The sequence below is a fragment of the Sphingomonas sp. Leaf231 genome (genome assembly GCF_001421995.1).
Classification (GTDB): domain Bacteria; phylum Pseudomonadota; class Alphaproteobacteria; order Sphingomonadales; family Sphingomonadaceae; genus Sphingomonas.
Map to the genome: position 1 here is coordinate 91,621 of NZ_LMLS01000001.1, position 16,542 is coordinate 108,162.

Annotated in this window: 19 protein-coding genes; 11 read left to right on the top strand and 8 right to left on the bottom strand. The window is 65.1% G+C overall.

The window, feature by feature from the left end; genetic code table 11:
• Positions 1–74: 74 nt before the first annotated feature.
• Positions 75–1,583 (bottom strand): YifB family Mg chelatase-like AAA ATPase, encoded by a 1,509-nt coding sequence (locus ASE95_RS00485; RefSeq protein WP_056629968.1) that lies wholly within the window; start codon positions 1,581–1,583, stop codon positions 75–77.
• A 420-nt stretch (positions 1,584–2,003) separates the two neighbouring features.
• Between ASE95_RS00485 and rpmH the strand changes: the two genes are divergently transcribed.
• From rpmH to yihA, 5 genes are read left to right on the top strand one after another with little or no spacing between them, the layout of a single operon-like run.
• On the top strand, positions 2,004–2,138 hold the full coding sequence (gene rpmH / locus ASE95_RS00490) for a 50S ribosomal protein L34 (protein ID WP_028056723.1): 135 nt from the start codon (positions 2,004–2,006) through the stop codon (positions 2,136–2,138).
• A 47-nt stretch (positions 2,139–2,185) separates the two neighbouring features.
• Complete coding sequence (gene rnpA / locus ASE95_RS00495) at positions 2,186–2,539, top strand: ribonuclease P protein component (RefSeq protein WP_056629971.1); 354 nt, start codon at positions 2,186–2,188, stop codon at positions 2,537–2,539.
• Complete coding sequence (gene yidD, locus ASE95_RS17150) at positions 2,536–2,748, top strand: membrane protein insertion efficiency factor YidD (protein WP_082449380.1); 213 nt, start codon at positions 2,536–2,538, stop codon at positions 2,746–2,748. Before rnpA ends, yidD begins: the two co-directional genes overlap by 4 nt.
• A gap of 18 nt (positions 2,749–2,766) precedes the next feature.
• Complete coding sequence (gene yidC / locus ASE95_RS00500) at positions 2,767–4,470, top strand: membrane protein insertase YidC (protein WP_056629976.1); 1,704 nt, start codon at positions 2,767–2,769, stop codon at positions 4,468–4,470.
• A complete protein-coding gene (yihA, locus tag ASE95_RS00505) occupies positions 4,467–5,117 on the top strand; it encodes a ribosome biogenesis GTP-binding protein YihA/YsxC (protein ID WP_443025396.1) in 651 nt (216 codons plus the stop codon). Before yidC ends, yihA begins: the two co-directional genes overlap by 4 nt.
• A gap of 7 nt (positions 5,118–5,124) precedes the next feature.
• Here yihA and ASE95_RS17480 read toward each other — a convergent pair whose 3' ends face one another.
• Entirely contained in the window at positions 5,125–5,280 is a 156-nt protein-coding gene (locus ASE95_RS17480; RefSeq protein ID WP_156347829.1) for a hypothetical protein, read from the bottom strand.
• 145 nt (positions 5,281–5,425) lie between these two features.
• Here ASE95_RS17480 and ASE95_RS00515 point away from each other — a divergent pair, with 145 nt between their 5' ends.
• Together ASE95_RS00515 and dapE are read left to right on the top strand one after the other, a co-directional pair.
• Entirely contained in the window at positions 5,426–6,103 is a 678-nt protein-coding gene (locus tag ASE95_RS00515; protein WP_056629981.1) for a glutathione S-transferase family protein, read from the top strand.
• Between the two features lie 70 nt (positions 6,104–6,173).
• Positions 6,174–7,307 carry a succinyl-diaminopimelate desuccinylase gene (dapE, locus tag ASE95_RS00520; protein WP_082449386.1) on the top strand — a complete coding sequence of 378 codons (1,134 nt, stop codon included), beginning with the start codon at positions 6,174–6,176 and terminating at the stop codon, positions 7,305–7,307.
• On the opposite strand, the gene ASE95_RS00525 is transcribed toward dapE, so the two are convergent.
• The 3 genes from ASE95_RS00525 to ASE95_RS00535 are packed head-to-tail and all read right to left on the bottom strand — an operon-like array spanning position 7,290 to position 9,766.
• Positions 7,290–7,829, bottom strand: a complete 540-nt coding sequence (locus tag ASE95_RS00525) for a Smr/MutS family protein (RefSeq protein WP_056629985.1) — start codon at positions 7,827–7,829, stop codon at positions 7,290–7,292. The two genes, dapE and ASE95_RS00525, sit on opposite strands and share 18 nt — an antisense overlap.
• Positions 7,804–9,099, bottom strand: a complete 1,296-nt coding sequence (gene mltA / locus ASE95_RS00530; RefSeq protein WP_082449389.1) for a murein transglycosylase A — start codon at positions 9,097–9,099, stop codon at positions 7,804–7,806. The genes ASE95_RS00525 and mltA overlap by 26 nt, the downstream gene beginning before the upstream one ends.
• 22 nt (positions 9,100–9,121) lie before the next feature.
• Positions 9,122–9,766: a Tim44/TimA family putative adaptor protein gene (locus ASE95_RS00535; RefSeq protein ID WP_156347899.1), complete on the bottom strand. Its 645-nt coding sequence runs from the start codon at positions 9,764–9,766 to the stop codon at positions 9,122–9,124.
• A 170-nt stretch (positions 9,767–9,936) separates the two neighbouring features.
• On the opposite strand from ASE95_RS00535, the gene secB reads away from it, so the two are divergent.
• The 4 genes from secB (at position 9,937) to ASE95_RS00555 (ending at position 13,506) form a co-directional block, all read left to right on the top strand.
• Positions 9,937–10,440 (top strand): protein-export chaperone SecB, encoded by a 504-nt coding sequence (secB, locus tag ASE95_RS00540; RefSeq protein WP_056629990.1) that lies wholly within the window; start codon positions 9,937–9,939, stop codon positions 10,438–10,440.
• A 27-nt stretch (positions 10,441–10,467) separates the two neighbouring features.
• The gene (gene murJ / locus ASE95_RS00545) at positions 10,468–12,057 is read left to right on the top strand and encodes a murein biosynthesis integral membrane protein MurJ (RefSeq protein ID WP_056629993.1); all 1,590 of its coding nucleotides are present in this window, start codon (positions 10,468–10,470) and stop codon (positions 12,055–12,057) included.
• A gap of 5 nt (positions 12,058–12,062) precedes the next feature.
• A complete protein-coding gene (gene trpS, locus ASE95_RS00550; RefSeq protein WP_056632804.1) occupies positions 12,063–13,070 on the top strand; it encodes a tryptophan--tRNA ligase in 1,008 nt (335 codons plus the stop codon).
• Positions 13,071–13,221: 151 nt separating this feature from the next.
• On the top strand, positions 13,222–13,506 hold the full coding sequence (locus tag ASE95_RS00555) for a PspC domain-containing protein (protein ID WP_056629995.1): 285 nt from the start codon (positions 13,222–13,224) through the stop codon (positions 13,504–13,506).
• Positions 13,507–13,522: 16 nt separating this feature from the next.
• On the opposite strand, the gene dnaA is transcribed toward ASE95_RS00555, so the two are convergent.
• The 3 genes from dnaA to mutM form a co-directional block, all read right to left on the bottom strand.
• Positions 13,523–14,899 (bottom strand): chromosomal replication initiator protein DnaA, encoded by a 1,377-nt coding sequence (gene dnaA / locus ASE95_RS00560; RefSeq protein WP_235528106.1) that lies wholly within the window; start codon positions 14,897–14,899, stop codon positions 13,523–13,525.
• 460 nt (positions 14,900–15,359) lie between these two features.
• Entirely contained in the window at positions 15,360–15,623 is a 264-nt protein-coding gene (rpsT, locus tag ASE95_RS00565) for a 30S ribosomal protein S20 (RefSeq protein WP_056629997.1), read from the bottom strand.
• A 98-nt stretch (positions 15,624–15,721) separates the two neighbouring features.
• Positions 15,722–16,537 (bottom strand): bifunctional DNA-formamidopyrimidine glycosylase/DNA-(apurinic or apyrimidinic site) lyase, encoded by an 816-nt coding sequence (gene mutM / locus ASE95_RS00570; RefSeq protein ID WP_056630002.1) that lies wholly within the window; start codon positions 16,535–16,537, stop codon positions 15,722–15,724.
• Positions 16,538–16,542 lie beyond the last annotated feature (5 nt).

The window sequence follows — 16,542 nt, forward strand, 5'->3', positions numbered from 1 at the left end:
GGTGACGGCGTGGCGACACCTTCGCGGAGAGAACCGGGCACGCCTGCCCTGCCCGCGCCGATTTCCGCAAAAGCTTAGTTGCGTGGCGGCTGGCGTCGATAACTCAGCGCCTCGGCGACATGGATACGGCCAATCGTTTCGACGCCGGCAAGGTCGGCGATCGTTCGCGCCACCCGAAGTATTCGTGTATAGCCCCGCGCCGACAGCTTCATCGCGACCGCAGCTTGCGCGAGCAGGGCCCGCCCCGCCTCATCCGGCGTGGCGAAGCGCTCAAGCGCCTCGCCGTCCAGTTCGGCGTTGGTGCGCAGATGCAGCTCGGCCATGCGCGAGGATTGTATCGCCCGCGCCGACGCCACCCGCGCCGCGACCTCGGCCGATCCCTCGGCAGGCGGCGGCAACGCCAGATCGACCGCACTGACGGCAGCGACCTCGACATGCAGATCGATACGGTCCAGCAGCGGTCCGGAGACCTTGGCCTGGTAATCCGCCGCGCATTTCGGCGCCCGCGCGCAAGCGAGGCTGGCATCGCCAAGATGACCGCACCGGCACGGGTTCATCGCCGCGATCAATTGCACGCGCGCCGGGTAGGTCACATGTGCATTGGCCCGCGCGACGCTCACCGTACCGCTTTCGAGCGGCTGGCGGAGCGAATCGAGCACCGCGCGCTGGAACTCGGGCAGCTCGTCGAGGAACAGCACCCCGTGATGCGCCAGACTGACTTCGCCGGGCTTCACCTTCAATCCCCCGCCCGTCAGTGCCGCCATGCTCGCGGAATGGTGTGGGCTGCGGAATGGACGATCGCGGGTCAGCGCACCGCCCGGCAGTGTACCGGCGACCGACTGGACCATCGACACTTCCAGCGCCTCCGCTGGATCGAGCGGTGGCAGGATGCCAGGTAGGCAAGCCGCCATCAACGACTTTCCGGCCCCCGGCGGACCGACGAACAGAAGATTGTGTGCGCCAGCGGCGGCAATCTCCAGCGCGCGCTTCGCAACTTCCTGACCCTTCACCTGCCGTAGATCCGGGCCGCTTCGCGCGGAGGTCACCTCGCCTGGCTGCGGCGGCGCCAGCAAGCCGTGCCCCTTCAGATGGTTGAGCAAGCCCAACAGGTCTGGCGCGGCGACCACCTCGATGCTGCCACTCCACGCCGCTTCGGAGCCCTGCGCCGCGGGGCAGATCAGTCCCCTGCCCGTCTCGGCAGCATGGAGCGCGGCCAGCAGCACCCCCGGTGACGAAGCCAGTCGGCCGTCGAGACCCAGTTCGCCGACCACCACATAATCTGCCAACGCCTCGGCGTCGACCACGCCCATCGCCGCCAGCAGCCCGAGGGCGATTGGCAAGTCGAAATGCGAGCCCTCCTTGGGCAGATCGGCGGGGGAAAGGTTCACCGCAATCCGTTTCGGCGGCAGCGACAAGCCCATCCCGGCGATCGCGCCGCGCACCCGCTCCCGGCTCTCTCCGACTGCCTTGTCCGCAAGGCCGACGACGTTGAACGCCGGCAGGCCCGGGATCAGTTGGACCTGAACCTCGACGCTGCGCGCCTCCAGCCGCAGATAGGCTACTGTCGATACGATTGCGACCATGGTTCCCCCCGATGGTGTTCATAGCGGGTTTGGGCGCCCAGGGAATGGCACGCGGTGACTCGCAACCGCAACACACCTGCGCCAGATCTTTCGATATCTACAGCGGGCACTCGGCGGCGCGCTGCTCCTGCTTGCCGCCATCATCGCGCCGCTACCCGGACCGGGAGGCGTGTTTCCGATGGCAGCTGGCCTGACTCTCATCCTCCGCAACTCGGCACGAGCGATGGGCGGGTTCGCGCGGGCAAAACGACGCTGGCCGGGGACCGGGGGCGTCGTCGATCTGGCGATGCGGCGGGGCAGCGCGCGCGCGATCGTGCCGGTGCGCGTTGACTTCGACGCAGGCCTCCCCTAACGGCGATCTTCTTTCGGGCTGTCCGCAGGGGCGGCCTCTTTTGACATTCGATTTTCGGGACATGAACGATGAAGCGGACCTTTCAGCCGAGCAATCTGGTGCGCGCCCGCCGTCACGGCTTCCGCGCGCGGATGGCCACGGTCGGCGGCCGGGCGGTGATCCGTGCGCGCCGCGCCCGTGGCCGCAAGAAGCTGTCGGCGTAATCAACACGGACGCCGACCCGGCTGCGACTCGCGTCGCGGTCGGGCGGATGACCAGTCGGCCGGATTATCTGGCCGCGAATGCCGGGCGTCGGGCTCCGATGCCCGGCTTTGTGCTTCTCGTGAATATCCGCGACGACGGCGATGACGCCATGCGTATCGGGATCACGGTCACAAAGAAGGTTGGCAACGCGGTGGTGCGTAATCGCATCAAACGCCGCTTCCGCGCACTCGCCCGTGAAATCCTGCCCGAACATGGTTGGCCGGGTGCCGATCATGTCCTGATCGGACGCGAGGCGGCCTTGACCGCGGACTGGAGCACGCTGCGCGAGCATCTTGCCAAAGCGCTGGCGAAGAGCCGGACGATAGCGCCCGGTGGTAACCGGTCCAGGCCGAAACGGTGATGGCACGATTGCTGATCCTGCTGGCACGTGGGTGGCAACTCGGTCCGTCGTTATTGCTGCCCTCGTCGTGTCGCTTTCAGCCGTCATGTTCCGCCTATGCAATCGAGGCGCTTCGCCGCTATGGCGCTGGCAAAGGTAGCTGGCTGGCGGTGCGCCGCATCGCGCGCTGTCATCCCTGGGGCGGGCACGGTCATGATCCGGTGCCATAAGGAAAGCGTGGGACGCTGGTGAAGCAAGAAAGCAAGAACTTCGTGCTGTTCGCGGTGATCGCGGCGCTGATCCTGTTTGGATGGCCGCTGATCCAGAGCCGCGTCTTCCCGGCGGCGAACCCGCCCGCGACGAAGATCGTCGATGGGAAGAGCAAGCCGGTGCCCAACCCGGCGGCGGACCCCACCGCGGACTCGTCTGCCGCATTGCGCGACCGTCGCATCGTCCTGTCGGAGACCCCGCGCGTCCGCATCGACACGCCAGCCCTGAAGGGTTCGATCAGCCTCAAGGGCGCGCGGATCGACGATCTGGTGCTGATCCGCTATAACGAGACGGTTGCGAAGAACTCGCCGCCGATCCGCCTTTTCTCGCCCGCGGGAACGCAGGACGCCTACTTCGCAGGTTTCGGCTGGCGTGACGAGGGTCTGGTGCCGCCCGGCGCCGATACGGTCTGGGCCGCTTCGGCACCGACGCTGACGCCCGGCAAGCCGGTGACGCTGACCGCCAGCAATGCCAAGGGTCAGCGGTTCGCCATCGAAATCGCCGTCGACAACGATTATCTGTTCACGATCAAGCAGACCGTCGCCAACGGTGGTGGCGGCGCAGTGCCGGTCGCTGCTTACGGCCTCGTCAACCGTGTCGGCGTGTCGAAGGATCCGGACAGCTGGACGATCCACACCGGACCGATGTCGGTCAGCAACGGCGCGGCGCATTACAATCCGAATTTCAGCGACGTGGACAAGGCACCGACCACATTCACCACGACCGGTGGATGGCTCGGCTTCACCGACAAATACTGGCTCGCCGCGTTGGTCCCCGATCAGGCGCGTGCCTTCGACGGGCAGTTCCGCGCCGGTGCGAACCAGGCCTATCAGGCCGACTTCACCACCGCGCCGCAACTGCTTTCGCCGGGTCGCCAGCTGACTCAGACGGCCAAGCTGTTCGCCGGCGCGAAGGAGGTTAAGCTGCTCGATCGCTACACCGACAGCGGGCAGGTGGTGAAGCTGGACTATGCGATCGACTGGGGCTGGTTCCGCCTGGTCGAGAAGCCGATCTTCTATTATCTCGACTGGCTGTTCCGGCTGATCGGCAACTTCGGTGTGGCGATCATCCTTTTGACGCTGACGATCCGGGCGCTGGTGTTCCCGATCGCACAGCGGCAATTTGCCAGCATGGCGGCCATGCGCGCGCTTCAGCCGAAGATGAAGGCGCTTCAGGAACGGTACAAGGACGACAAGCAGCGCCAGCAACAAGAAATCATGGCGCTGTACAAGGCGGAGAAGGTCAACCCGCTCGCCGGTTGCGTGCCGACGCTGATCCAGATTCCGATCTTCTACGCGTTGTACAAGGCGCTGATGCTGACGATCGAAATGCGTCATCAGCCTTTCGCCTTGTGGATCAAGGATCTGTCCGCACCCGATCCCGCGACGATCCTGAACCTTTTCGGCTATATCCCGATCACGCTACCGCACTTCCTCGCAATCGGCGTCGTCCCGGTGCTGCTGGGCATCTCCATGTTCTTCCAGTTCCGCCTGAACCCGACACAGATGGATCCGGCGCAGCAGCAGGTGTTCAACATCCTGCCCTGGGTGCTGATGTTCGTGATGGCCCCTTTCGCGGTGGGGCTGCAGATCTACTGGATCACCACCAACTGCATATCGATCATGCAGCAGAAATGGCTCTACAGCCGCCATCCGCAGCTGAAGAATGCGCCGGAGAAGTGAGCGACGTGCAACCGATCTTCGACGAGGATGCGATCGAGGCGGCGCGCAAGCGTTTCGCCGGCCCGGTGGAGTTCCTGAAGTCTGCCCCGGCGCTCGAGCATCTGCCCGACGCGGAGGTGCCGGAGGTGGCGTTCGCCGGACGTTCGAACGTCGGCAAGTCGTCGCTGCTCAACGCGCTTGTGGGGCGCAAGGCGTTGGCGCGGACGTCGGTCACGCCCGGACGAACACAGGAGCTCAACTTCTTCGACGTGGGCGACCCACTGCTTTTCCGCGTGGTCGATATGCCTGGATATGGCTTCGCCAAGGCACCCAAGGACATCGTCAAGAAGTGGCGATTCCTGGTCAATGACTATCTGCGCGGCCGGCAGGCGCTAAAACGCGCACTGGTGCTGATCGACAGCCGCCACGGCATCAAGGACGTCGATCGCGAAATCCTCGAAATGCTCGACCGCGCCGCCGTCAGCTACCGTTTGGTAATGACCAAAGCCGACAAGGTCAAGGCAAGCGATCTTGCGGTCACGGTCGCGGCGACCGAGACAGAGGCGCGACGCCGTCCGGCGGCGCACCCGGACATCATCGTCACCTCCAGCGAAGGTGGCATGGGCATACCGGAGCTGCGCGCCGCTGTAATCGAGGCGATCGGCTAACCGATCGTCACCGCGCGGTCCGGCTGGCTGCCGCGATCTGCTGTCGCAGTATCTCGGACCGGCTTGGCAGCGGTGCATGCTGCATGAAGACGAAAGTCGGCGCCTGCACGAACGCCGGGATGGCGGCACCCAGTGCCATGTCGTTACCGGGAAGTTGGGTCATGCCACGCGCTCCGTCGTCATGGTGATGGTAACGTTCTTCGTACCGGAGCCTGCCTGCGATCAGGTGTAGGGCTTCGGTTAACGCGCGGGTCGCGATTGTCCCGCACGCCGTTGCCCCGCGGCGCATTGCCTCGTAACCGGGGACCATGAAGCTCATCATTGGCAACAAGGCCTATTCATCCTGGTCGCTCCGCGGCTGGCTCGCCTGTCGTCAGTCGGGACTGGCGTTCGAGGAAGTCGTGGTCCCGCTCTACGATCAGGAATGGGATCGCCGCCGCGAAGGAGACGAGTTTGCGCCGTCATCGGGAAAGGTGCCGATCCTGTGGGATGGCGATGCGGTCGTCTGGGACAGCCTTGCGATCGTCGATTATCTCGCCGACAAGGTAGGACGCGATCGCTTCTGGCCTGCCGACGATGCGGCACGCGCCATGGCCCGGTCGATGGCGGCCGAGATGCACTCCAGCTTCGCCGCCCTCCGCCGCAAGCACACCATGAATATCCGGCAGATCTATGCACCGACGACGCCTGACGATGATGTGCAGGTAGAACTTGAGCGGCTGTTCGAACTTTGGGCACAGGCACGCGCACGCTTCGGCAGCGCCACTGGACCAGACGGCGGCGACTTCCTGTTCGGAGCGTTCGGCGCTGCCGACATCATGTTCGCTCCGGTCTGCACGCGCATCGCGACGTACTCGCTGCCCACGCCACGGTTTGCCGCCGCCTATGTAATGGCAGTGCTGAACCATCCATTCATGCAGGATTGGATTGCGGCGGCGCAGGAGGAGGATTGGGTGATCGCTAAGTTCGAGCAGCCGATCGTATGAAGGCGATCGCTCGCGTTGGTTCGTCAGAACGTGGCAGTGACCGTTTGCCTCTGGCGCGACGTCACGGCTCGTGACGGACGTCGTTCAGCTCGCCAGCGCGCTGATGGCCGCCGAAAGCGTCACGCCGGCGCGCGGTGCCGTGTTCGACGTGCTGGAAGATGCCCTGCTGCCGCTGGGATTTGCCGTGGAGCGCCGAATGAGCGGCCACCCGCCGGACGGCCCGGTCGAAAACCTGCTGGCGACGCGCGGCGGTTACGGCCGGCATCTCGCGTTCGCCGGACATGTCGATGTCGTTCCAGCCGGCGACGGGTGGTCCGGCGCCCCCTTCGTTCCGCAGCTTCGCGAGGGGTTGCTGGTCGGGCGTGGTGCCGTCGACATGAAGGGAGCGGTCGCGGCATTCGTCGCTGCAGCGGCACGCGTCCCGGTGGACGGCGGACGACTGAGTCTCATCATCACCGGCGACGAGGAAGGCCCTGCGACGTTCGGCACCGTTGCGCTCATCGAACGGATGCGCGAGCGGGCCTCGATCCCCGACCTGTGTCTGGTCGGCGAGCCGACCTCGGTCGCGTCGCTTGGCGACATGGTGAAGATCGGGCGACGCGGGTCGGTCAACATCTGGATCGACGTCCCCGGTCGACAGGGGCACGTCGCCTACCCACACCTCGCCGACAATCCGGTCCCCCGCCTGCTCGCGATCCTCACGGAACTGGACGCACTCGTCCTCGACCACGGAAGCGAATGGTTCCAGCCTTCCAATCTCGAGGTCACCGACATCACCGTCGGCAACCCCGCCGCCAATGTCATCCCCGCGCGAGCGACCGCGCGCATCAGTATCCGCTTCAACGATCTACACAGCGGCGTAGACCTCGCCAGCCGGGTCACAGCGATCGTTCATCGGCATGCACCCGAAGCGGTCGTCACGCCCCGGATCTCGGGCGAGGCGTTTCTGACCCCGCCGGGTGCGTTGTCGGCGATGGTGTCCGCGGCGGTGCTGGAGGTGACCGGCCGTATCCCAGAACTCTCGACCACCGGCGGCACGTCCGATGCGCGCTTCCTTCGCGCCTTGTGCCCGGTCGTGGAATTCGGTCTCCTCAATGCCACGATGCACAAGGCCGATGAAGCCGTGTCCGTGGCCGATCTGGAGCAACTCACCGAAATCTACACGCTTATCATCCAGCGCGCGTGGTCAGCGCCGACGACGTAGGACGACGTAAAGCGCCCCTGCCCCGCCATGCCGGGGATGCGCGTTACGCACCGCCGCAATCGACCCGGCATAGCCGGACAATTTCAGCCAGTCCGGGATCGACTCACGGATCACCCCGCGGGCGTGAGGCCGCTGGCTTTCCGGACGCGGCGGCTTGCCGGTGACGAGCAGGATCACCCGATCGCCGTGCATGATCGCCTGCGCCAGCCCGAGTTCGAGCGCGGCATGTGCGGAGCTGAGTGTGTGCCCGTGCAGGTCGATCGTGCGGTCCGGCGCGACGGTCCCGCTCGCGAGGCGCCGGTCCCAGCCTCCATCAAGCGTATTGCCTGGCTCGCGACGTGGCATGAGCTGGGTGAGCGGAGCCTGTACGGACGGCATGAGGTTGCCCTTGTCCTTGATAGACGGCGCGGGTGGGCGACCAGCAGGCAGAGCCACCGCCTTGCGGCCCGGCATCGCGCGAACGGTTACCCGCACGCGCGCCCACAGCGCCTCCTCGTCAGGGCCGAGGCGTCGACCCGACACTCGCCTGCCCTGCTCGCCAGCGCTCGTAGCTGCCACGCGGCAACAGGACGAACGCGGTGCCCCGCGCGCTCATGCCGCCCGCAATCGCGCGCGCCTCCTCGCCCGCGCCCCAGAACGTATCGAAGCGGTTGCTTCCCTTGATCGCGCCACCCGTATCCTGCGCGATCCAGATGCCGTTCGCATCGCCGCGGTCCATCGACAGGAAAACCGGCGCACCCAGCGGCACGAACTTCGGATCCGCCGCCAAGGTTGCGCCGCCACTTACCGGCAACCCCAGCGCCCCTTGCGGCGCCCCGCTGAGTTCGCGAAAGAAAACATAGCTTCTGTTTTCGCGCATGATCGCGCGCCCCTCTTCGGGATGCGCATGCAGCCAGGCGACAATCCCCTGCATCGTCGACTGTCCGGGACCGAGTAGCCCGCGGCTCTTCATCAGAGCCCCGATACCGGTATAATCGCGGCCATTCTGCGTATCGTAGCCGATCCGCAACACCCCGCCCTCATCAAGTCGTATGAAGCCGGAACCCTGTACCTGAAGGAAGAACAGCTCCACCGCGTCGGCGGCATAGCCCAACACGCGCGCGCGACCGTTCAAGGCACCTTCCTCGATGGCCGTGCGATCGAAATAAGGCTGCAGCGCCTGACCCTGAACGCGACCGCGAATCTTCTTTCCCGCCCATGTCGGCGAAAACGCGCCTAGATCGACTTCGATCAGGTCGGTCGGACGTCCATAGATGGGCACGTAACCCCGTCGCGGCTGCCGCGAGCCCTTGATCTCGGGAATGTAGTAACCGGTGGCAAAGGCGCGGCCATCCGCCACCTGTACGGCCTCGAACCAGCGACGGAAGAACGACACCGCATCTTGCGCGCCGCCGCGCAGTGCATCGGCACAAGCGGGCTGCCAATCGGTGGCGATCGTCAGACCCGATGTGTCGGTGCGTCGCACGAGGCTTGGACACGAAATACGAAACGCTTCCAGCGCCGAAGCAGCCTTTGCGGCGTCCACCGGAAGCGTCGAAAGATCGGCGGCACGGGTCAATCCGGCCTGAGCGGCGCTGGTAGCGCCCGGTATCGCGATCGCGGGCACGGCCGACAGTGGCGTTGACGCGACCGGCTGTCGGGCAGGCCGCGGCGGAATCGAGGTGCCAGAGGGTCGCGGTACGGCATCGATCGATCGTCCGGGGGGCGGGGGCGGGACCGACCGCCCTCCCGGCCCGACACACGCCGTCGTGATGAGAGCGCCGGCTATCGCCAGCGTCGCTTTCGTTCGCATCCCGCCCCTGCTTCTTCGGCGATCAGGCTTCGTCGGTGTCGGCAAGGATCCAGTTCGGATCGGACGCGCGTACCGTACGAACGAACGTCCATACGTCGTGCGTCTGAACCGCGTCGCTGGTCGAACCGCCGATCACGTTGCTTTCCGCGTCGCGAGTCACTGCGGCGATATCCGCGTCAAAACGGACTGCGACACGCGCCTCACCCGCCGCAACGGCTGCCGAGACGATCGTCGCCTGTTCGATCGCAATCAGGCGATTCTCCAGGATCTGCCCTTGGCTGCGTCGCGCCTCGATCGCCTCAGCGAACGCCGCATGGACATCATCGCTGACCAAGCCGCGCAACGCTTCCTCGTCGCCACGCCAGAACGCTTCGAGGATCATGCGGTAGGCCGACTTTGCGCCCTCGAGAAAACGAGTGACGTCGAACTGCGGCTCGGCTGCGACGATCGCGCGCAAGCCTGGCTCGGTCGTACTGTCGAACGGGCGAGCCGCCAATTCCCGAGCATCCGCAGCACGCTCCACCGTTCGCGGTGCGGCCACGGTGCCGACCCGCTCCTCGGCTGGTTTGGGCAACGGCTGTTCATGGCCGGAGCGTTTGCCCAGAACCGAATAGAGCCGCAGGGCAAGGAAGCCGGCGACCATGGCAAGCAGGACAACGTAGAACACGGCAACTCCAGTAGGCTGGTGTGCGTACATAGGCGTGTGGGCACCTAACATCAAATCGCCCGAGACCACCATTGTATCCCGCATTGTATCGGCGGCGGGGCGCTGCTAACCGCGCCACACTTTCGCGTGGTGCCGGACGGCGCCCGTGGCATGACACTAGGGGACCGACGATGGACGAACTGGGCAATGCCGGCGGCGAGCCGCTGGCGAACGGCGCCGACACGATGCCGGCAGCAGGGCTGATCTCGCAATATGTGAAGGATCTGTCGTTCGAGAATCCGAATGCGCCTGCGGTCTACCAGGAACCGCAGCAGCCGGAGATCAATGTGCAGTTCGACATCGGCGCCGCACAGGTCGCCGACGAAGTACACGAAGTGACCCTGAAGATCGAGGTTCGCGCCACCACCGGCGGTAAGACCGCCTTTATCGCCGAGCTTGCCTACGCCGGTCTGTTCGGCCTGCGCAACGTGCCGGCGGAACATGTTCAGCCCTTCCTGTTGGGCGAAGGCCCGCGGCTGCTGTTCCCGTTCGCACGACGGGTCGTCGCCGATGCAATCCGTGACGGCGGTTTTCCGCCGTTGCTGCTTGAGCCAATCGACTTCAACGCGCTGTTCCTCCAGCAGGCGCAGGCACAGGGCGTTCAGTTCGGCAGTGACGACCTGGGCCAGGCCTGAGTTCCGGATACGGGCGGGGATCGTCGTATGAACCTCGCCCGCGCTTTGGGCTCGGTCGGCGGGCTGACATTGGTCAGCCGCGTACTGGCACTCGTCCGCGACACGCTCCAGGCCAGCTACGTCGGGGCAAGCTTCGCGTCGGACGCTTTTTTCGTCGCATTTCGCCTGCCCAATATGTTTCGTGCGCTGTTTGCGGAAGGTGCCTTTTCGGCGGCCTTCATCCCATTGTTCAACCGCAAGGTGGCCGAGGGCGGCGGAACCGCGGCGGGCGTCGACTTCGCGGAGCGTGCACTGGCGCTGCTCTTCCCGGTGCTGCTGGTCATGACCGCGATCATGCTGGCGGCGGCATCGCCGCTGACCTGGGCATTGTCAGGCGGTTTCGGACGGCAGCATCCTACCCTGGAGCAATTTGCGTTCGCGGTCACACTGTCGCGTTTCACCATTCCCTATCTTCTGCTGATCTCGCTGGTGTCTCTGCTGGGCGGCATCCTCAACTCACTGCAGCGCTTCTGGGTCAACGCGGCCGCGCCCATCCTGCTGAATGTGGCGATGGTCGCGGCGTTGATCTTCTTCCACGGCGACGATCCCTATGAAACCGCGCGTGCTCAGGCGGTCTCGGTGACTGCTGGTGGTGCGTTGCAGCTTGCGTGGCTATGGTGGGCGTGTCGACGCGCCGGCATCAGCCTTGCCCTGCGCCGGCCCCGTATCGACGACGACGTGAAGCAGATGCTGAAGCTGATCGTTCCGGCGGCGACGGGCGCCGGCGCGGCGCAGATCAACCTTGCGATTTCGACTGCGCTGGCCGGCGGCCTGCTCTCAGCGGGGTCGATCTCCGCGATCTATTACGCGGATCGGCTCAACCAGTTGCCGCTCGGCCTGATCGGGATCGGGCTGGGCACCATCCTGCTGCCCGTCGTCTCGCGGTTGCTGTCCGAAGGGCGCGAGGACGAGGCGATGGAAACGCAGAATCGGGGATTGGAACTGGCGCTGTTTCTTACCCTGCCCGCTACAGCAGCGTTCGTCTTCGCGGCCGAGCCCATCGTGCGCGGGTTGTTCCAGCACGGTGTCTTCGGCGTCGACGATACGGCGCGCGCCGCGATGGCTCTGGCCGCATTCTCGCTCGGCCTACCCAGCTACGTGCTGGTCAAGGTGCTGACCCCCGGCTTCTATGCGCGCGCCGACACCAGAACCCCGGTACGGCTTGCGCTTTATTCGGTGGCGATCAATCTGGTCGGCAACCTCATCCTCATCCCGACACTTGCGCGCTGGAACATCGGACAGGTGGGACCGCCACTGGCAACAGCGATCGCGTCGACCGTCAACGTCGCCTCGCTGTACACCGTTCTCGCGCGACGTGGTCATTTCACGATCGACCCACAGGTCAGGCGCAAGGTGCCGCGGCTGGCGCTCGCAGCATTGTTGATGGGCGGTGCGTTGTTGCTGGTCGGCCCATTGGTCGATTCATATTTGACGGGTCCGCTGATCGCCCGCGCGCTTGCGCTGACGACGCTGGTCGGCGCGGGAGTGGCAATCTACGTCCTCGCCTGTTTCGTCACTGGCGCGTATGGCTTGTCCGACATTCGTTCCCTCCTGCGTCGAAGAGCCTCTTCCCGATGACCAGCATGCGTGTTCTCTCCGGCATCAAACCCACCGGCAACCTGCACCTCGGCAATTATCTGGGCGCGGTGAAGCAATGGGTGGCGATGCAGGACGAGATCCAGGCATCGGGTGGGGAGACGATCTACTTCATCGCCGATCTCCACGGCCTGACCGAGTTCATCGCGCCCGCCGAGATGACCGCCAACACGATCGAGATGACTGCTACGCTGATCGCATCCGGGATCGATCCGGCGCGATCGATCGTGTTCAATCAGGCCCGGGTATCAGCGCATGCCGAACTGGCCTGGTTGCTGAACAACGTTGCTCGGGTCGGTTGGCTCAACCGCATGACGCAGTTCAAGGACAAGGCAGGCAAAAATCGGGAAGGCGCCTCGGTCGGGCTCTATGACTACCCGGTGCTGATGGCTGCCGACGTCCTGCTCTACAACGCGACCCACGTGCCCGTGGGGGAGGACCAGAAGCAGCATCTGGAACTGACCCGCGACATCGCCACCAAGTTCAACACCGACTTCGGCGTGGACCTGTTCACGCTTCCGGAGCCTTTGATCAGCAAGGCCGCGCCCCGCATCATGTCGTTGCGCGATGCGAACGCGAAGATGTCGAAGTCGAATCCGTCCGAGCAATCGCTGGTGAAGCTCGTCGATAGTGACGAGGTCATCGCCGACAAGTTCCGCAAGGCCAAGACCGATCCCGACCTGCTGCCCGCGACAATGGCCGAATTGGAGAGCCGCCCCGAGGCGCGCAATCTGATCACGATCTTTGCGGCGTTGGACGATCGAACGAGTGATGCGGTGCTGGCGGATTATGCCGGAAAGGGCTTTGGCCACTTCAAGCCGGACCTGGCCGACCTGGCGGTGGCGAAACTGGGTCCGATCCGCGACGAGGTCGTGCGGTTGCTCAACGATCGTGGCGCAATCGATGCTTTGCTGCGTGACGGTGCTGAACGAGCAAGCGCAATGGCAGGATCGACGCTGCGCCGCGCCCAGGAAGCCATGGGGTTAATGATCTAGCTGGTTGGCAAACGACGCCGCGTGCCACGCCAAGAAATGGCGTATGACGCGGCGCATCTTCCCGTCGCACCGGCGCAGCGCGCGGATATGCGAGCTTTTCTGCATCTGGCATCGGTCTTGCGTTGAACTCCGTACATCAACGGAGCCAAACATGATCGATCACGCTGCCGCCCATGCCGCCGCCCGCGACAACCTGTTTGGCATTTGCGCCGCGCTCGGCGAGGATTTCGGCGTCAATCCGGTGTGGCTGCGCCTCGCCCTTGCGATCGCGCTGCTCTTCGATCTTGAAAAGGTGCTGACGACCTACGCGGCGCTGGGCGTAGTCGTGCTCGTCAGCCGCCTGATCGTTCCCAACCCCAAACCTTCGTCGATCAATGCCGCACCATCCACGTCAGCGACGGGCTCGATCGACACGGAGTTTCGGAAGGCGGCTTGAGCATCGCGCGACCGGGTCAGTTTTCGAGTTGACCCAACAGCATACGAACCGCGAGGTCGACGTCCCGATCGGTGTCACGCAGTCCTTCGATGCGGCGCACGGCGTGGATCACCGTCGAATGATCGCGCCCTCCGAACTTACGTCCGATCTCCGGAAGCGAGCGCGTGGTCAGCCGCTTGGCCAGATACATGGCGATCTGGCGCGGGCGGGCCACCGCGCGCGCGCGGCGGGCAGAGATCAGGTCGATAGGCTTGAGTTCGAAATGCTCGCACACCAGCTTCTGGATTTGATCGATGGTTACCCGGCGCTGGTGTCCACGCAGCATGTCGCCCAGCGTCTGCGTCGCGAATTCGAGGTCGATGGTCGCGCCGGTCAGCATGGCATAGGCGGTGACGCGGGTCAGCGCGCCTTCGAGCTCGCGAATGTTGCTCGTCATCCGCGTGGCGAGCAGATCCAGCACATCGTCCGGCACGCGCAGGTCGGGTGTATCGGCGACCCGGCGCGACAGCACTTCACGACGCAATTCGGGCGACGAAGGCCGGATGTCCACGACCAGCCCCGAGCCCAGCCGCCCGATGATCCTCGATTCCACGCCGTCGAGGGCCTGTGGAGCACGATCGGCTGCGATCACCAGCCGCTTGCCGGCAGTGATGATCTCGTTGATCGTATGGAAGAATTCGTCCTGCGTGACGTCCTTGCCGGCGATGAATTGCAGATCGTCGATCAGCAGCAGATCGCACCCACGCAACTTTGCCTTGAACGCGAAGGTGTCGCGCGACCGCATCGCCGCGACGAACTCGAACATGAAGCGCTCTGCGGACAGCAGCATGACCCGCGCACCGGGATGCGCCGCCAGGAAGTCGTGGGCGATGGCGTTCAACAAATGGGTCTTGCCCTGCCCCGTCCCGCCATGGAGGAACAACGGGCTGAAGCGGACCGGACCGCGTTCGGCCAGTGCGCGCGCCGCGTTCAGCGCCACCACGTTCGACGGATCGACGACGAACCGCCCGAAGTTGAGCCGCGGGTCCAGCAGCGGGCGCTCCGCACCGACCGGCGCGGCCGCGGCCACTGGGGGGGCGGACAGCGGCACAGGGGCCGCCACGACGGCGGCAGGCGCTGCCAGCACCATCGGGGCTGCGATCCGCGGGGCGGTGTCGATCGCGACGCTGCGCACACCCGGGAGAACGGCGCGAAACTCATGGACTAGTCGCTCGGCGTAGTGGCTTTTCACCCAGTTGGTCATGAAGGCGGAGGGGAGCGTCAGGCGAACGTCGGTTTGGTCGTCCCCGTCGACCAGCGTGATCGGTGCCAGCCACTGGTCGAACACGCGTGCGCCCGCGGACCGGCGCAGGTTGGCGCGGACCCGGGCCCAGGCCCGTGCCAATTCGCTCATCCCACTTCCCTGTCCATCAGATTGCGTCACGCATACGTCTCCCATCACCGCGAACACGTTCGTTCGCGGTTTCCACATCAGCAAAGTCAAACGTCCCCCTGCCCGCGCCCCCTTGCGCGTCGGCCCTTCAGACGGTGTCCTTGTTCCGCGCTGCTCGAACGGCGCCGCGGTGCGACAGGATTAGGAACAGGAAGCGGAGTCGATCAACCCCGCCGACGGGTACGATTCCGAAATAAAGCGGATTGACTCGTCACCAGCGGCACAAATGCGTCATATTTCTGATAAGCCTTTGATAGAACTGTCTTTCTTGCCAACCTCGCGGACGGGCACAATCGCGAATCGCAGGGAATCCACGGCTTTCGCGATGGCTCCTTTTTGTTCCTGAGTGGCAATGCGACACGCACAAAAACGCCCGCCGGGATGTCCCGACGGGCGTTCTGCTTACCGAACCGGCAGTGGGTCAGGCCAGCGCGGCCACGCGCTTGGTCAGTCGCGAAAACTTGCGCGAGGCAGTGTTCCGGTGAAGCACACCCTTGGCCACGCCGCGTGCCATTTCAGGCTGCGCCGCAGCGAGTGCGGTGGCCGCCGCCGTCTTGTCACCCGACGCGAGTGCCGCCTCGACCTTCTTCACGAAGGTGCGGATGCGGCCAACGCGGGCACCATTGATTTCGGCCCGGCGCTGGTTGCGACGGATGCGCTTCTTGGCTTGCGGCGTGTTCGCCATGAACGTCCTCTGAAAAGTTTACGAATCGATGGAAAAGGGAAGCCGGGAAACCCTGCACCCTCGTAAGGCGCGGCCCATACCCCGCAGGGACGACAGCGTCAACTCTGCTGGCAGCAAGGGCACCAGAAGGTCGAGCGTCCGCCCTCTACATACCGCGTGACGACCCCACCGCACGCACATGGTTCGCCCGAACGTCCATAAACAGCGAATTGCTTGGAGAAATAGCCGAGTTCGCCGTCCGGACGCGCGTAATCGCGTAAGGACGACCCGCCGGCGTCGATCGCGGCCTCCAATACGTCGCGGACGGCAGGTACGAGACGCGCAAGCGCTGCCTCGTCCAGCGCGCCCGCCGCCATCCGTGGATCGATGCGCGCGTGATGGAGAGCCTCGCACACGTAGATATTGCCGAGTCCGGCAACGATCCGCTGATCGAGAAGCGCCAGCTTGATCGACAAGCGCCGACCGGTCAGGACGGTGTGCAAGTACTCGGCGGTGAAGCCGTCGCCCAACGGTTCGGGGCCGAGCGAGCGGAACGCCGGAAATGCCGCGACATCGTCACTGCGCCACAAATCGATCGAGCCGAACCGCCGCGGATCGTTGAGGGCCAGTCGACGCCCCTCATCTGTTTCGATGATGAGGTGGTCGTGGATCATCAAGTCGCCGGGATCGACGCGCCACCGCCCTGACATGCCGAGATGGAAGATCAGCGAGTCGCCGCGGTCGGTCTCGATCAGCCCGTATTTCGCACGTCGACCCAGCGCGACCACGCGCGCACCCGTCAGTCGTTGTCGCAAGTCCACCGGGAACGGCCGGCGCAGATCGCTCCGCCGGGCATCGACCCGTCTCAGCATCTGCCCCTCCAGCACGGGGCGCAGCCCGCGCACGGTGGTTTCGACCTCTGGCAATTCCGGCATCGACG